General features: G+C 61.2%; 17 protein-coding genes. 10 read left to right on the top strand and 7 right to left on the bottom strand.

Annotated elements, in window-relative coordinates; translation table 11 throughout:
- Window positions 1-39: 39 nt before the first annotated feature.
- The 5 genes from OVA07_RS15220 to OVA07_RS15200 all read right to left on the bottom strand — a co-directional run bounded on the left by OVA07_RS15220 (window position 40) and on the right by OVA07_RS15200 (window position 4,620).
- Window positions 40-531, bottom strand: coding sequence for a CHAP domain-containing protein (locus tag OVA07_RS15220; RefSeq protein WP_268172336.1), 492 nt, complete (start codon window positions 529-531; stop codon window positions 40-42).
- 211 nt (window positions 532-742) lie between these two features.
- Window positions 743-2,152, bottom strand: a complete 1,410-nt coding sequence (gene glnA, locus OVA07_RS15215; protein WP_268172334.1) for a type I glutamate--ammonia ligase — start codon at window positions 2,150-2,152, stop codon at window positions 743-745.
- A gap of 158 nt (window positions 2,153-2,310) precedes the next feature.
- The gene (locus OVA07_RS15210) at window positions 2,311-2,649 is read right to left on the bottom strand and encodes a P-II family nitrogen regulator (RefSeq protein ID WP_268172333.1); all 339 of its coding nucleotides are present in this window, start codon (window positions 2,647-2,649) and stop codon (window positions 2,311-2,313) included.
- Window positions 2,650-2,916: 267 nt separating this feature from the next.
- The gene (gene map / locus OVA07_RS15205) at window positions 2,917-3,747 is read right to left on the bottom strand and encodes a type I methionyl aminopeptidase (protein WP_268172332.1); all 831 of its coding nucleotides are present in this window, start codon (window positions 3,745-3,747) and stop codon (window positions 2,917-2,919) included.
- 45 nt (window positions 3,748-3,792) lie between these two features.
- Window positions 3,793-4,620: a DUF4163 domain-containing protein gene (locus OVA07_RS15200; RefSeq protein WP_268172331.1), complete on the bottom strand. Its 828-nt coding sequence runs from the start codon at window positions 4,618-4,620 to the stop codon at window positions 3,793-3,795.
- A 53-nt stretch (window positions 4,621-4,673) separates the two neighbouring features.
- On the opposite strand from OVA07_RS15200, the gene OVA07_RS15195 reads away from it, so the two are divergent.
- The 3 genes from OVA07_RS15195 to argC all read left to right on the top strand — a co-directional run bounded on the left by OVA07_RS15195 (window position 4,674) and on the right by argC (window position 7,409).
- A complete protein-coding gene (locus OVA07_RS15195; RefSeq protein WP_268172330.1) occupies window positions 4,674-6,068 on the top strand; it encodes a leucyl aminopeptidase family protein in 1,395 nt (464 codons plus the stop codon).
- A gap of 61 nt (window positions 6,069-6,129) precedes the next feature.
- Window positions 6,130-6,483, top strand: coding sequence for an SH3 domain-containing protein (locus tag OVA07_RS15190; RefSeq protein WP_268172329.1), 354 nt, complete (start codon window positions 6,130-6,132; stop codon window positions 6,481-6,483).
- Entirely contained in the window at window positions 6,480-7,409 is a 930-nt protein-coding gene (gene argC / locus OVA07_RS15185) for an N-acetyl-gamma-glutamyl-phosphate reductase (RefSeq protein WP_268172328.1), read from the top strand. Before OVA07_RS15190 ends, argC begins: the two co-directional genes overlap by 4 nt.
- A gap of 83 nt (window positions 7,410-7,492) precedes the next feature.
- On the opposite strand, the gene OVA07_RS15180 is transcribed toward argC, so the two are convergent.
- Window positions 7,493-7,810: a 2Fe-2S iron-sulfur cluster-binding protein gene (locus OVA07_RS15180; protein ID WP_268172327.1), complete on the bottom strand. Its 318-nt coding sequence runs from the start codon at window positions 7,808-7,810 to the stop codon at window positions 7,493-7,495.
- Between the two features lie 128 nt (window positions 7,811-7,938).
- Here OVA07_RS15180 and OVA07_RS15175 point away from each other — a divergent pair, with 128 nt between their 5' ends.
- Window positions 7,939-8,556 (top strand): DNA-3-methyladenine glycosylase family protein, encoded by a 618-nt coding sequence (locus OVA07_RS15175; RefSeq protein ID WP_268172326.1) that lies wholly within the window; start codon window positions 7,939-7,941, stop codon window positions 8,554-8,556.
- A 35-nt stretch (window positions 8,557-8,591) separates the two neighbouring features.
- Entirely contained in the window at window positions 8,592-9,395 is an 804-nt protein-coding gene (locus OVA07_RS15170) for an SDR family oxidoreductase (protein ID WP_268172325.1), read from the top strand.
- A 3-nt stretch (window positions 9,396-9,398) separates the two neighbouring features.
- Here OVA07_RS15170 and OVA07_RS15165 read toward each other — a convergent pair whose 3' ends face one another.
- The gene (locus OVA07_RS15165; RefSeq protein ID WP_268172324.1) at window positions 9,399-9,689 is read right to left on the bottom strand and encodes a 4a-hydroxytetrahydrobiopterin dehydratase; all 291 of its coding nucleotides are present in this window, start codon (window positions 9,687-9,689) and stop codon (window positions 9,399-9,401) included.
- 65 nt (window positions 9,690-9,754) lie between these two features.
- Here OVA07_RS15165 and ccmA point away from each other — a divergent pair, with 65 nt between their 5' ends.
- From ccmA to OVA07_RS15140, 5 genes are all read left to right on the top strand, one after another.
- Entirely contained in the window at window positions 9,755-10,330 is a 576-nt protein-coding gene (gene ccmA, locus OVA07_RS15160) for a heme ABC exporter ATP-binding protein CcmA (protein WP_268172323.1), read from the top strand.
- Complete coding sequence (gene ccmB / locus OVA07_RS15155) at window positions 10,327-10,989, top strand: heme exporter protein CcmB (protein ID WP_268172322.1); 663 nt, start codon at window positions 10,327-10,329, stop codon at window positions 10,987-10,989. The genes ccmA and ccmB overlap by 4 nt, the downstream gene beginning before the upstream one ends.
- An 80-nt stretch (window positions 10,990-11,069) precedes the next feature.
- A complete protein-coding gene (locus tag OVA07_RS15150) occupies window positions 11,070-12,068 on the top strand; it encodes a cysteine synthase A (protein ID WP_268172321.1) in 999 nt (332 codons plus the stop codon).
- A 14-nt stretch (window positions 12,069-12,082) separates the two neighbouring features.
- The gene (locus tag OVA07_RS15145) at window positions 12,083-12,481 is read left to right on the top strand and encodes a hypothetical protein (RefSeq protein ID WP_268172320.1); all 399 of its coding nucleotides are present in this window, start codon (window positions 12,083-12,085) and stop codon (window positions 12,479-12,481) included.
- 85 nt (window positions 12,482-12,566) lie between these two features.
- A complete protein-coding gene (locus OVA07_RS15140) occupies window positions 12,567-13,241 on the top strand; it encodes a DUF4350 domain-containing protein (RefSeq protein ID WP_268172317.1) in 675 nt (224 codons plus the stop codon).
- The last annotated feature ends 204 nt before the right edge of the window (window positions 13,242-13,445 follow it).

Here is a 13,445-nt window from a genome sequence, read left to right as displayed (position 1 = left end):
AGGGTGCCAATATAGGCAGCGCTTAACGGTAAGTGGGGATCAGCCCTGTGTGGGCGTGCTGGCGCTGGCCGTTACAGTTTCGGCGCCACGGTCTGGATAGATGAAGCCTTGTGCCGGGCTGGCGCGAAGGCCGACCGACTTGATCGGGGCATACCACACTCGCACTTCGCTCCAGTCACCTGCTGCCGAAACGTCTACGGCAACGACGCCACGCTCGACCTTGCCCGGACCCGACCAGTTGGCATGGTCGATCAGGATGTGCCGATCATCAACCACTTTGCGGACCACGGCGACGTGGCCATAGGGCATCGCGCGGGTGCCGGCGAATGCCAGAACGGCGCCGGGGCGGGGTTCGTGACCGCGTTCGTAACGGCCTTCGGCATTGCTCCACCATTCGCGCGCGTTGCCGCTGATCTGCACGTCTGAAACCTGGCGGGCATAAGCCACGCACTGCAGCCGTGCGTGCGCTGCACCGGGCAGGGCGGCGAAGGCGGAAAGGGCGAGGAGCGTTGCGACCACGTTACGAAGCATGGCAGCCTTCCTAAGGGTTCTGGCGGATTCGAGAACCCGGCGGCGGCTCGCTTCGCCTTGGCTGACAAACCGTTCATCCCGCATCTGCGAAGGCTGTGGAGAAAATCACAATCCGGAGCGTTTCCCGCCCATAGCGGTGACTGCGCATTCAACGGAAAAGGGCGCCCGGTTTCCCGGACGCCCCTTTCGTTTGTCGGTGATCGCTGGTGGATCAGGCCGAATAGTACATGTCGAATTCGACAGCCGAAGGCGTGGTTTCCCAACGCATCACTTCCGGCCACTTCAGTTCGATGTAGGCTTCGATCTGGTCCTTGGTGAACACGCCACCCTGCAGCAGGAAGTCGTGGTCAGCTTCCAGAGCTTCGAGCGCTTCACGCAGCGAGGCGCAAACGGTCGGAACCTGGGCGAGTTCTGCCGGGGGCAGATCGTACAGGTTCTTGTCCATGGCTTCGCCCGGATGGATCTTGTTCTTGATCCCGTCGAGGCCGGCCATCAGCAGCGAGGCGTAGCACAGGTAAGGGTTGGCCATCGCATCCGGGAAGCGGAATTCGACGCGCTTCGCCTTGGCGCCAGCGCCATAGGGGATGCGGCACGATGCCGAACGGTTGCGAGCCGAGTAAGCCAGCAGCACGGGTGCTTCATAGCCCGGCACCAGACGCTTGTAGCTGTTGGTGGTCGGGTTGGTGAAGGCGTTCAGCGCCTTGGCGTGCTTGATGACACCACCGATGAAGTACAGGCACATGTCCGACAGACCGGCATAGCCGTTGCCTGCGAACAGGGGCTTGCCACCATCCCAGATCGAGATGTGGGTGTGCATGCCCGAACCGTTGTCCTTCATGATCGGCTTCGGCATGAACGTGGCGGTTTTGCCATATGCCTGTGCGACCTGATGGACGACGTACTTGTAGACCTGCATGCGGTCAGCGGTCTGCACCAGCGTGCCGAAGGTCAGGCCGAGTTCGTGCTGGGCCGAGGCGACTTCGTGGTGATGCTTGTCGCAGGGCAGGCCCATTTCGATCATCGTGCGGACCATTTCGCCGCGGATGTCGACGCAGCTATCGACCGGAGCGACCGGGAAGTAGCCACCCTTGGCACGCGGACGGTGCGCAAGGTTGCCGCCTTCATAGTCACGGTTCGAGTTGGTCGGCAGTTCGATGTCGTCGATCTTGAAGCCGTTGCCGTCGTAACCGTCGTAGAACTTCACGTCGTCGAACAGGAAGAATTCAGCTTCCGGACCGACATAGACGGTGTCACCGAAACCGGCCGACTTGACGAAGGCTTCTGCGCGCTTGGCGGTCGAACGCGGGTCGCGGGCATAGAGTTCGCCGGTCGACGGTTCAACGATGTCGCAGTTGATGATGAGCATCGGCGAGGCCGAGAACGGATCGACAAACACCGAGTCTAGATCGGGCTTGAGGATCATGTCGGATTCGTTGATGGCCTTCCAGCCTTCGATCGACGAACCGTCGAACATCAGGCCGTCTTCCAGTTCGTCTTCACCGAGAAGCGTCGAAACCATGGTCAGGTGCTGCCACTTGCCCTTGGGGTCGGTGAAACGCAGGTCGACCCATTCGATTTCCTCGTCCTTGATACGGGCGAGGATGTCCTTTGCAGTTGCCATCGCTGGTCCTTCTTCTTGCCCCCGGTGGAGAGGTGCGGGGGATATCTGGGGTGGTTGCGTTCTGGAGGCTTGCCCGTCCACAGGCCCACCCCCGTTCTGATGCCCACCCGATGATTCCGGGTGTGGCTTCAACTGGTTACGTGTTTACGATCCGGTTGTCAGATCGCGTCGTTGTCACGTTCACCCGTACGAATGCGCAAAGCGCTTTCGATCGGGATCACGAAAATCTTGCCGTCGCCAATGCGACCGGTCTGGGCTGCGGCTGCAACGGCTTCGACCACGCGATCAACCAGGGTGTCAGGCACGACGACTTCAAGCTTCACCTTGGGCAGAAAATCGACAACGTATTCTGCACCGCGATAAAGTTCGGTGTGGCCTTTCTGGCGGCCAAAGCCCTTGGCTTCGGTGACGGTGATGCCGGACACGCCGATTTCATGCAGCGCTTCCTTCACTTCATCGAGCTTGAAGGGCTTGATGATCGCTTCGACCTTTTTCACGTCGTTCAGACCCCTGCAACGCAGGCCGGAACACCTGCGATCAGGCGGCCCGGCGTTTTGTTCGTGTATATGGCGATGACACTACAAGAATCGTGCCACGCCATCGCTTCAGAGCACTAGGCGATAGTGTGCCTGCGGGAAAGCCGTAAAATCGGGGGCTTTGCAAGATTTGAATCGAATGCGTGGGCAGGGCATATGCTTCGTTGCGTGCGACTGTTCATATCGTGCACAAATTTTGCGCATGTCCTGCCTTTTTTTTGGGCAATTTTAGACTGAATAGGGCGGGTTATGCAGCCCCTTCGGACTCGCCGTGAAAATTTCGCAGCCGTCTTCGGTAATCCCGATGGAATGTTCGAACTGCGCCGAGAGCGAACGGTCGCGCGTAACCGCCGTCCAGCCATCTTCCAAGATCTTCACGCCGGGTTTGCCCAGATTGATCATGGGTTCGATGGTGAAGAACATGCCCGGCCTTAGCTCTGGGCCGGTTCCTGCGCGAGCGGCATGGATCACTTCGGGAGAATCGTGGAACAGGCGGCCCAGCCCGTGTCCGCAAAATTCGCGGACAACGCCATAGCGTTGCTTTTCGGCATGAGCCTGAATTGCCGCGCCAATATCGCCCAGACGCGCGCCGGGTCGGGCTTGTTCGATGCCGATCATCAGGCATTCATAGGTTACATCGACGAGACGTCGGGCCTTCAACGGTACGTCGCCGACCAGATACATGCGGCTGGTATCACCATGCCAGCCGTCCACCAGCGGGGTCACGTCGATGTTGACAATGTCGCCGTCCTTCAGCGTCTTGTCCGAAGGAATGCCGTGGCAAACCACATGGTTGATCGAGATGCAGCACGAATGGGTATAGCCACGATAGCCGAGCGTGGCGGGCACTGCGCCTGCGTCCAGCGTCATCTGCCGGACGACGTCATCCAGATGATCGGTGCGCACACCGGGCACGACCAGCGGTGCCAGCGCATCAAGGATTTCGGCGGCAAGACGCCCGGCCTTGCGCATCCCGTCAAATCCGGCGGGGCCATGGAGCTTGATCGTCCCGTCACGCGGGAGAAGATCGTGGTCTTCTACGGTTACATACTCGGTCATGCGCGTCATGTAGCGGCATTGGACGGGAATTGCGAGTTCGCTGCATCATTTCGCCACGAAACTGTTCCTGAATTCAGGCTTCACCGCAGCCAGCACGCTGGCTGTGACAGGAACCGTCACTTCATAGGACCCCTCGGCGTATGGACCGGCGGCATAGGGGGCAACCAACACGCCGATCCGGTCAAACGCCTTGCCGTTGGATGATCCCAGTATGACTGTCTGTTCGGCAGGATCAATGCATTCGGCAAATTCACTGATTCGGCCGCTGGGCTCTTCGCCGCCGCGTTTCTTTGCCCGCTGGCGGTCCAGTTCCTTGCAGAACGGCGCGCGGAGGGAGGCGGAAAGCGCGGATTTCGATGCAAAAAGATCGGTAGGGGCACGGCGTTTTCCGGCGATCCGGTCCCACAGGATGGTATCATAGCCGTAATTGGGGTGCGCGCCGCCGCTGTAGGTTCCTACCAGTGTCGACATGCTCAGCCATGCAGGGAGGTCGGTCACCACCTGCCATTCAATGTGATGGCTGTAGGGGTGATAGGGAAAGTCGCTTTCCTGCGAGAGTTTTCGGCCTTCGCGCGCATCTGCGATCAATCCCGTCCGGGTTTTGTCCAGATCGGTATCCAGCAAAGCCTTCAGCGCAGGAATCGCCCCGGCGCTGGCGGGATAACTATAGTCGAATTCATACAGGTCATTGTTGTCGTGCACTGCGCGCGCGGTGACCGGGGTCTGTGCCGGGGGTGTGGCTGGCGATGGCGGCGCGGCAGAGGATGTGGCTGGCGGGCTGGCGCTTGGGGCTGCATTTGGAGCTTTGTTGCCGGAACATCCGGCCAGTAGCGACAACGAAACGAGCAGGCTTATCGCCGGGACAACACGCATGGGGCAATTTCCTCTCGCAACGCGCCGCGCGGTGCGGCATGAATTGAACCAACATGACTGACAAAAACGCGCTGATCCAGCCTGATCGCGGCCAGCAGGCCACCGCTCTCCACCTTGTCGACAAGGCGACCCTGCCTGATTTTCTCAAGGGCCTCAACGCCGGTCAGCGGGCAAGCCTTGCTGCGCAGAAGTTTGAAGGTGGCGGTTATGAACATGCCATCGTACCGGACGGCGACGGATGGTTCGCGGTGGCAGGGGTGGCCAACGTCAGCAACCTTTCGTCGTGGTGTCTGGCCAAATTGGCCGATGTTCTGCCCGGCGGCACTTATCGTCGCATTGGGGCAGAACCGGGAAAAGCACTGCATGGCTGGGTCACCGGGCAGTATCGTTTCGACCGCTATCGCAAGGACGCCAAAGACGCCGGGCCGCGCATTTTGCTCACAACGGATGTGGCGCGGATAGGGCCTGCGCTGGCAGAAGCTGCGGCGGTGCTGACCGTGCGCGATCTGGTGAACACCCCGGCTGAGGACATGGGGCCGGCCCAGCTTGAGGCCGAGGCCCGCGCCCTTGCCAAGACATATCATGCCGAAATCCATGTGGTTGCAGGTGATCTGCTGGAGCGTGATTACCCGATGGTTCACGCGGTGGGCCGCGCCGCGGCGCGCAGCCATGCGCCGCGGCTGATCGAACTGGAATGGGGCGATCCGGCGCATCCGCGCGTAGCGATTGTGGGCAAGGGCGTGTGCTTTGATTCGGGCGGGCTGGATATCAAGCCTTCCTCGGGCATGGCGCTGATGAAAAAGGACATGGGCGGCGCTGCGCATGCACTGGCGCTGGCCGGGCTGGTGATGGGATCGGGTCTGAAGGTGCGGTTGCATCTGCTTGTTCCTGCGGTGGAAAACGCCATTTCCGGCCATGCGTTCCGCCCCGGTGATATTCTGCGTGCGCGCAACGGCCTGTCGGTGGAAGTGACCAATACCGATGCCGAAGGGCGGCTGGTGCTGGGCGATGCGCTGGTGAAAGCCTGTGAAGGTAAGCCCGAACTGGTGATCGATTTTGCCACGCTGACCGGGGCTGCGCGTGTAGCACTGGGGCCTGATCTGCCCGCAATGTTCGCCCGGCGCGATGATACGGCGCAGGGCCTGCTGGCTGCCGGGCTTGATCGCGATGATCCGTGCTGGCGGTTGCCGTTGCACGAAGGATATCGCGAATATCTGAAATCGGACGTGGCTGACCTGCAGAATTCGCCCGCCAACGGGTTTGCCGGAGCCAGTGTGGCCGCGTTGTTTCTGGACAAGTTCGTGGCCGAAGGCATTGATTGGGCACACTTTGATACTTTTGCATGGCGCCCTGCGGGCAAGCCGGGGCGGCCCAAAGGCGGCGATGCGCTGGGTCTTCGTGCAGCATGGGGCTTGCTGAACGCCCGTTATGGCGCAAATGCGGCATAGCTTGCCTGAACGCACCGAGGCGGCTAATCGCGCGGCTTTCCTGTTCCGGGGGCCTCCTGAATTGACCGTTGAAGCATCGCCTCTTCCCATTGACGTGCCGACCGCCCAGCTCACGCTGAACCGCCCGGCGGATCGTTCGGACAAGCCGCACCTGCCGGTGCGCGGCGACCTTGCGCATATCGGTCTGGCCGGACGATACTTCGTGCCTCACTATGCGGTGCCGATGCCGCATGTGGTCAAGGCCGGATCCGTCTTGCGTGCGGGCGGCAAGGCTGAGGGCGAGGAACTGCGCGGGTTGTGCGCGGGTGAAGTGTTCGATGTGCTGGATATTGCAGGCGGATGGGCCTGGGGGCAAACGCAGGCTGATCTGCTGGTCGGCTATGTCGAGATGAGCAATCTGGAAGCTGTAGTATGACCACGACTGTTTTCATTGACGGAGCAGCAGGCACCACCGGTCTTGAAATTGCCGAACGGCTGGCTGGTCGCAATGAATTCACCCTGCTCGCACTTGACGATGCCCGCCGCAAGGATGATGCCGCGCGGGCGGAAGCGATCAACGATGCGGATGTTGTGATCCTGTGCCTGCCTGACGATGCTGCGCGCGATGCTGTGGCGATGATTCGCAATGAACGCACCAAGGTCATCGACGCATCCACCGCATTCCGCGTGGCCGACGGCTGGACGTATGGTTTCCCTGAAATCGTCGGGCGCGAAACGGTGGCAGATGCCAAGCGGGTGTCGAACCCCGGTTGCTATCCCACCGGGTTTATCGGCCTGTTGGCGCCGTTGGTCCACAATGGCCTGTTGCCTGCGGCATGGCCGTATAGCTGCAATGCGATTTCGGGCTATTCGGGCGGCGGCAAGGCGCTGATCGCCCGGTTTGAAGCGGACCGTGATATTGCATGGCGCGGCTATGGCCTGACATTTGGGCACAAACATGTGCCTGAAATGCAGCACTATACCGGCATTGCCATCGCCCCGATGTTCAGCCCGGCCGTGGTTGCTGGGCATCGTGGCATGGTGGTGGAAATCCCGCTGCCCTTGGGTGTGATGCCGGGCAACGTGCCCGCCGATCTGCTGCGGGCCGCGCTGACGCAGTTTTACGAAGGTTCGCCCATTGTCACCGTGGCGCAGGAATTGCCAGCCGAAGGCGAACTGCTGCTGCGCGCTTCGATGGAGCCGTGGGATGGTTTGAAGTTGCATGTCATGGGCAGCGCCGATGGCGAACAGGTGCGTCTGGTGGCCGTGCTCGATAATCTGGGCAAGGGCGCTAGCGGTGCTGCTGTGCAGTCGCTGAACCTGATGGCCGGGCTGGACGAAACGGCGGGCCTGCGGCTCTGAACGGTCAGGCAATGCGCCCATGAAAAAGGCCCGCCTCCTTTGGGGAGCGCGGGCCTTTTTCATGGGCGCATTGCCCGGAAGGATCAGTCTTCCGGCGCGATGGTCACGCGCAGGCCGTCAAGGTCGCCCGTGATCTGAACCTGGCACGAAAGGCGCGAGGTTTCGTTACGATGATCCGAGCTGTCGAGCAGGTCGTTTTCATCTTCGCTCATCGGTGCAACCCTGTCGGCAAAGGCTGGGTCGATATAAACGTGGCAAGTGGCGCAAGAGCAGCAACCGCCGCACAGGGCCAACAGTTCGTCAAATCCGTTGTCGCGGATGGCTTCCATTACCGAAAGACCGGCATCGGCCTCTACCGTCTGTTCTTCACCCGCACGATTGACCACGACAATCTTCGGCATCGTCCATTCTCCAAACCTGGCACAGGGTGACTCCCGCCCCTGTTCGCCTTTGGAACGGGCTGCTATCGCGTGGTTCCGGCTTTGGCAACTGCCGATCCGGCCAAAACAATGTTGCAGGAGACGCGGCCATGGGCCTTTCGGCAGAGGCGATTCGTGAAGGGCTGGACCACGTTGCCGCCAGCAGTCCTGCATTGCGGCAGGCGATTGAACGGGTAGGCTATCCCGAACCGCGTCTGCGCCCAACTGGATACGGCACACTGTTGCGCACGATTGTGGGCCAGCAGGTCAGCGTTGCAGCGGCGGCTTCTGTCTGGGCCAAACTCGAGGCGTTGCTGGGCGAAGACATGCCGCCGCACGATCTCCTTGCTGCCGACTTTGATTCGCTGCGCGCTTGTGGATTGTCCCGCCAGAAGCAAGGTTATGCGCGGTCGCTGTGCGAATTGGTCGTTTCGGGCGAGCTTGATCTGGACGCGCTGCCTGCTGATGATGAGGCCGCGATTGCCGAGCTGGTAAAGATCAAAGGTATTGGGCGCTGGTCTGCCGAAATCTACCTGCTTTTTGCCGAAGGTCGGCCTGACATCTGGCCTGCGGGCGATCTGGCGGTGCAGGTCGGGCTGGGCAAGCTGCTGGGCCTGACAGAGCGGCCAAGTGAAAAGGAAACCCGCTTGCTGGCCGAAGACTGGCGGCCCCATCGCGGTGCCGCAGCGATCTTCACATGGCATTGCTATAACAACCCGGCTCTGTAATCTGCTGCTGACAATAATGTAGGCAGGGGGCGAAAGTGGCTGGCAGGACGATCTTTATCACCGGTGGCGCATCCGGCATCGGCCGCGCGGTGGCAGAGCGCTTTGCACAAGGTGGCTGGTTTGTGGGGTTGGCCGATGTGAACGAGGCCGGCATGGCGCAAACCGCCGCACTGCTGCCCGCCGGGCAAAGCTCCTGCCACAGGCTCGATGTGCGCGACCGTGGGGCATGGGATCAGGCGCTGGCCGATTGTGCGAAGGTATCCGGCGGGCGGATCGACGTGGTTTTCAACAATGCCGGTGTTCCGATCGGTGGCGCGATTGTTGATCTTGCGACCGAAGAGATTGAACGCACGCTTGATATCAACCTGAAGGGCGTGATCTTTGGCGCGCAGGCGGCGTGGCAATGGTTGAAGGCCAGCGGACCGGGGTCATGCCTGCTCAACACCGCCAGCGCGGCCGGGATCTATGGCTCGCCGGGAGCTTCGGTCTATTCCGCTACGAAGTTCGGTGTGAGGGCCATTACCGAATCACTGGACGGTGAATGGGCAGCAGACGGCATTGCGGTGCGCAGCCTGATGCCCAGCTTCATCGAAACCCCGCTGTTAGACCACGCCCCAAACCGCGCAAGTAACGAAGATATCCGGACCCGTGTGCTTGGCGCTGGACTGGAACTCACGCCGGTAAGCGAAGTGGCCGAAGCTGCATGGGTGGCGGTGCATGGCGACCGGCTACATACGGTGGTTGGCAAGACTGCGCGCAAGCTGGCATTCGCCTCGCGCTGGATACCAGGTGCGTTGCGCAAACAGATGCGTTCGTCCGAGCGGCCTTTGGGGAAATAGGGCTTATAGAAAGTCTTCCATGGCCCTCGCCATCGCCGCATCCCTTGCTGACAGCCCACTGGCATCATGCGTGGTCAGAGTCACTTCGACGCGGTTGTACACGTTGAACCATTCGGGGTGGTGATCTGCCTTTTCGGCATAGAGCGCGACACGGTTCATAAAAGCCCATGCTGCCGAAAAATCTGCAAATCGAAAGGTTCGGACGACGGCAAGGCCATCTTCGCGCAGGCCCCACTCTGGAAGTTCTGCAAGTAACGAATCACGTTCAGCATCGGTCAGGCGGGCAACAGCCATTCTGTTTATCCTTATCTTATCGGCATCCTTGGCAGTGGGCGCGGTTTCCCCTATCGCTTCGCACCATGCAAGAGTGCAGTCTGGTCGCCAGTGAAATTGCCTGCAGGCGCGGCGATCGTATCCTGTTTCGCGGGCTTTCGCTTTCGGTCGGAGCGGGCGAAATCGTGCATTTGGCAGGGCCGAATGGCGTTGGTAAGTCCAGCTTGATTCGCATCCTTGCAGGCCTGTTGTGGCCTTTTGCCGGGTCGGTGGAGCGTGTGGGCGGGCTGGCACTTGCTGATGAGCGGTTGGCGCTGGATGGCCACCTTCCGCTGGAACAGGCGCTGGGCTTCTGGCAGCGGATTGACCGGGCAGGCGCGGCTATGGTCAATTTCGGATTGGCTGACCTGCTTGATGTGCCCGTGCGCTATCTTTCCACAGGGCAGCGCAAACGTGCTGCATTGGCCCGTGTTGCAGCAAGTGGTACCCCCATATGGCTGCTTGATGAACCCCTGAACGGCCTTGACACGTACTGGAGCGACACTGCGCAGGCGGCAATCGCTGCCCATGCAGCTTCTGGTGGTGCGGTGGTCATCGCTTCGCATCAGCCACTGGGGCTTGGTGATGTAACGGCGGTCAAGCTGGTGGATTTTCAGCCATGATCCGCAAGCTCTGGCCGATCTTTACTCGTGATCTCAACTTGCTGATGCGCGGTACGCAAGGGCGGGGTGGGGCGGTACTGCCGCTGCTGTTCTTTCTGGCGGTGGCGATGCTGTTTCCCTTCGCCGTTGGCCCGGATGCGCGTCTGCTGGCGCGGACCGGGGCGGGCGTGATCTGGGTGGCGGCGCTGTTGGCGGCCATCCTGCCGCTGGACCGTCTGGTGGAACCGGATGTGGAAGCGGGAATGTTCGACCAGTGGGCCTTGCGCGGTATATCGGAAGAACTTCTGCTGCTGGTGCGGATCGTGGCGCACTGGATCAGCTTTGGTGTGCCGCTGATGGTGGCTGCGCCGCTGTCTGCCGGTCTGTTGTCGCTGGACGGGGCGCAATTGCGGACGGTGGAGTTGGGGTTGCTGCTGGGCACACCGGGGTTGGCGGCGATTGGCGTGACGATTGCGGCGCTGACGGCGGGAATGCGCGCGGGCGCAGCGTTGGGCGGGTTGCTGGCGATCCCGCTCACGGTGCCTTTGCTGATCTTTGGTGCCGGATCGCTGCAGCCCGGCGGCGAAGGCGGGCTGGCATTGCTGGGGGCGTGCAGCCTTGTCGCGCTGGCGGTTGCGCCGTTCGCAGGCGGTGCGGCGATCAGGGCTGGGCGTGAATAAAAGTGGGCGCGAGCATGGCTTGTGCTGTCCAAAGCGCAAATTCGTTGGCAATCGCGCGAAGTGACCTTACCTCGGTGCACATGATGGCACCTTCGATTGCACCCGATACTATTTCCCTCATTGGCAACACCCCGCTGGTCCTTTTGAAAGGGCCGAGCGAAGCGGCAGGTTGCGAGATTTACGGGAAGTGCGAATTCGCCAACCCCGGCGCTTCCGTAAAAGACCGCGCGGCGTTGTGGATCGTGCGCGATGCTGAAGAGCGCGGGCTGTTGCAGCCCGGTGGCACGATTGTCGAAGGCACGGCGGGCAACACCGGCATCGGTCTGGCGCTGGTGGCGAATGCGCGCGGATACAAATCCGTCATCGTCATGCCGGAAACCCAATCGCGCGAAAAGATAGACACGCTGCGCGCTTTAAGGGCCGAACTGGTGCTGGTTCCTGCGGCGCCGTTTTCGAATCCGGGTCATTTCGTCCACACATCGCGCCGGATTGCCGAAGAAACCGAAGGGGCGGTGTGGGCCAACCAGTTTGATAATATCGCCAATCGCCGTGCCCATATCGAAAGCACCGCGCCTGAAATCTGGGAACAGATGGAGCATCGCATTGACGGCTTCACTTGTGCGGCGGGCACTGGAGGCACAATTGCCGGTGTCGGTCTGGGGTTGAAGGCCTTTGACGAAAAGATCACCATTGCGCTGACCGACCCCCACGGTGCAGCGTTGTATAACTATTATGCCAATGGTGAATTGAAGGCCGAAGGGTCTTCGGTGGCTGAAGGCATCGGGCAGGGGCGGATTACCGCCAATCTCGATGGCGCGCCCATCGATACGCAATTCCGCATCTCGGATGAGGAGGGCCTCTATTGGGTGGAACGCCTGCTGGCCGACGAAGGGCTGTGCCTTGGCCTGTCGAGCGGGATCAACGTGGCAGGGGCGGTGGCGCTGGGCAAGCAGTTGGGCAAGGGCAGCCGCGTGGCGACGATCCTGTGCGACACCGGCTTCCGCTACCTCTCGTCACTTTACAATGCTGAATGGCTGAAGGCCAAAAATCTGCCGGTGTTCCCTTGGCTGGAGCAATGATGTAAAAGAGCGCTATGCCTTTTACCGCCAAGTCGCAGGCGCGCGGCGCAACCACTGCCGAAATTGAACAGGCGCTGTCTGCCAGCGTGCTGCTGCATGTGCCGCCTTCGGCACGCGAACGGCGTGCGCAGGCCGTACATCGGCTGCAGGTTGGGCTTTTCGGGCTGGCGGGGATGCTGCTGATCGTCAGCCTGGCCAACGTCATCATGGACCGGGCAAAGTATGTCGATTCCACCGCTGTAAATGCTGCGGAGCCGACCGTTTCGGCCAGTGAGACCACGGCGAAAGATCCGCTTGTGGATATGGGCGTCGCGCCGGGGTTGCCAATGTCGTCGCAAGACAAGCCAACTGTTTCCATATCGCCCGCGCCACCGCCCACACCTGCGCCAACGATCAACACACCGCAGCGTTGACATGGCGCGCCCGGCAATACGCCGACGCCACGTTCTGCTGATTGTTGGCGCAATCACGTTGGCGGCGGCTGGATACGCAGGTTTCGTGAACGATGGCCCCGTGGTCAAGGCCGGGGACAGACCCATCGGCCTGTTCACCAGCCTGCCGATCCTGTGGGCTGAACAGGACGGTGTGGCGGGAATGCTGGCAGACAGCGCGCCGCCGCATTGGGTGCGGACTGTGCTGGAGCAGCGTGGACCGGTGGTGGCGCTTGATACCCTGAATGATCCGGCACTTTCCCGTGCCGGGACAGATCGACTGGTCATGGCTCAGCCGCGCGCGCTTTCCCCGGACGAGAACGTCGCGCTTGATGGTTGGGTGCGCGCAGGCGGACGGGTGCTGATCTTTGCCGACCCGATGCTGACGCAGGACAGCGCCTTTGCGCTGGGGGATCGACGCAGGCCGCAGGATGTTGTGCTGCTGTCGCCCATTCTGGCGCGCTGGGGGCTGCAGCTCCGCTTTGACGATATGCAGCAGCATGGTGAGCGGGAAAGTGCGGGAGAGGGGGTTCCGGTGAACCTGCCCGGTACGCTGTCGTTCCTTGCTGGCGGTCATGACGCGCGTTGCCGGATGGGGCCGGAAGCGCTGGTTGCCCGCTGCGCCATCGGTAAAGGATACGCGATGATTGTGGCCGATGCGGCTTTGCTGGAACAGGCAGGCGATGCGGATTCGCGCCGCCCCCGGCTTGACGCCCTGCTGGATCAGGCGTTTCCTGGCTGAACCGGATCATTTTACGGGAAAGTGCGGGACAAAGGGTTCCTGCAGGCCGTAACTATGCCGAAAATCCTGCATTTCTGCGACTTTGCGGCATATCCAATTCAGGTGTTGTTTGGTTAACTGCACGATAACTTCTATAAAAAATGCTATGGATTCATAGTTACTCCGCAAATTCCCGCATTTTCCCCTTTTCGCCCGCATGCTCCC

It is taken from the genome of Novosphingobium sp. SL115 (genome assembly GCF_026672515.1).
Lineage (GTDB): Bacteria > Pseudomonadota > Alphaproteobacteria > Sphingomonadales > Sphingomonadaceae > Novosphingobium.
Note: the sequence above shows the minus strand (reverse complement) of the source record. Positions and strands in the feature narration are given on the sequence as shown.

Excerpts from the sequence above, each read along its gene's own strand:
- OVA07_RS15220 (WP_268172336.1), bottom strand. The coding sequence starts at position 531 with ATGCTTCGTAACGTGGTCGCAACGCTCCTCGCCCTTTCCGCCTTCGCC.
- ccmA (WP_268172323.1), top strand. The coding sequence starts at position 9,755 with ATGCAAGAGTGCAGTCTGGTCGCCAGTGAAATTGCCTGCAGGCGCGGC.
- glnA (WP_268172334.1), bottom strand. The coding sequence starts at position 2,152 with ATGGCAACTGCAAAGGACATCCTCGCCCGTATCAAGGACGAGGAAATC.
- OVA07_RS15180 (WP_268172327.1), bottom strand. The coding sequence starts at position 7,810 with ATGCCGAAGATTGTCGTGGTCAATCGTGCGGGTGAAGAACAGACGGTA.
- ccmB (WP_268172322.1), top strand. The coding sequence starts at position 10,327 with ATGATCCGCAAGCTCTGGCCGATCTTTACTCGTGATCTCAACTTGCTG.
- OVA07_RS15200 (WP_268172331.1), bottom strand. The coding sequence starts at position 4,620 with ATGCGTGTTGTCCCGGCGATAAGCCTGCTCGTTTCGTTGTCGCTACTG.
- map (WP_268172332.1), bottom strand. The coding sequence starts at position 3,747 with ATGACCGAGTATGTAACCGTAGAAGACCACGATCTTCTCCCGCGTGAC.
- OVA07_RS15150 (WP_268172321.1), top strand. The coding sequence starts at position 11,070 with ATGATGGCACCTTCGATTGCACCCGATACTATTTCCCTCATTGGCAAC.
- argC (WP_268172328.1), top strand. The coding sequence starts at position 6,480 with ATGACCACGACTGTTTTCATTGACGGAGCAGCAGGCACCACCGGTCTT.
- OVA07_RS15145 (WP_268172320.1), top strand. The coding sequence starts at position 12,083 with ATGCCTTTTACCGCCAAGTCGCAGGCGCGCGGCGCAACCACTGCCGAA.
- OVA07_RS15175 (WP_268172326.1), top strand. The coding sequence starts at position 7,939 with ATGGGCCTTTCGGCAGAGGCGATTCGTGAAGGGCTGGACCACGTTGCC.
- OVA07_RS15165 (WP_268172324.1), bottom strand. The coding sequence starts at position 9,689 with ATGGCTGTTGCCCGCCTGACCGATGCTGAACGTGATTCGTTACTTGCA.
- OVA07_RS15195 (WP_268172330.1), top strand. The coding sequence starts at position 4,674 with ATGACTGACAAAAACGCGCTGATCCAGCCTGATCGCGGCCAGCAGGCC.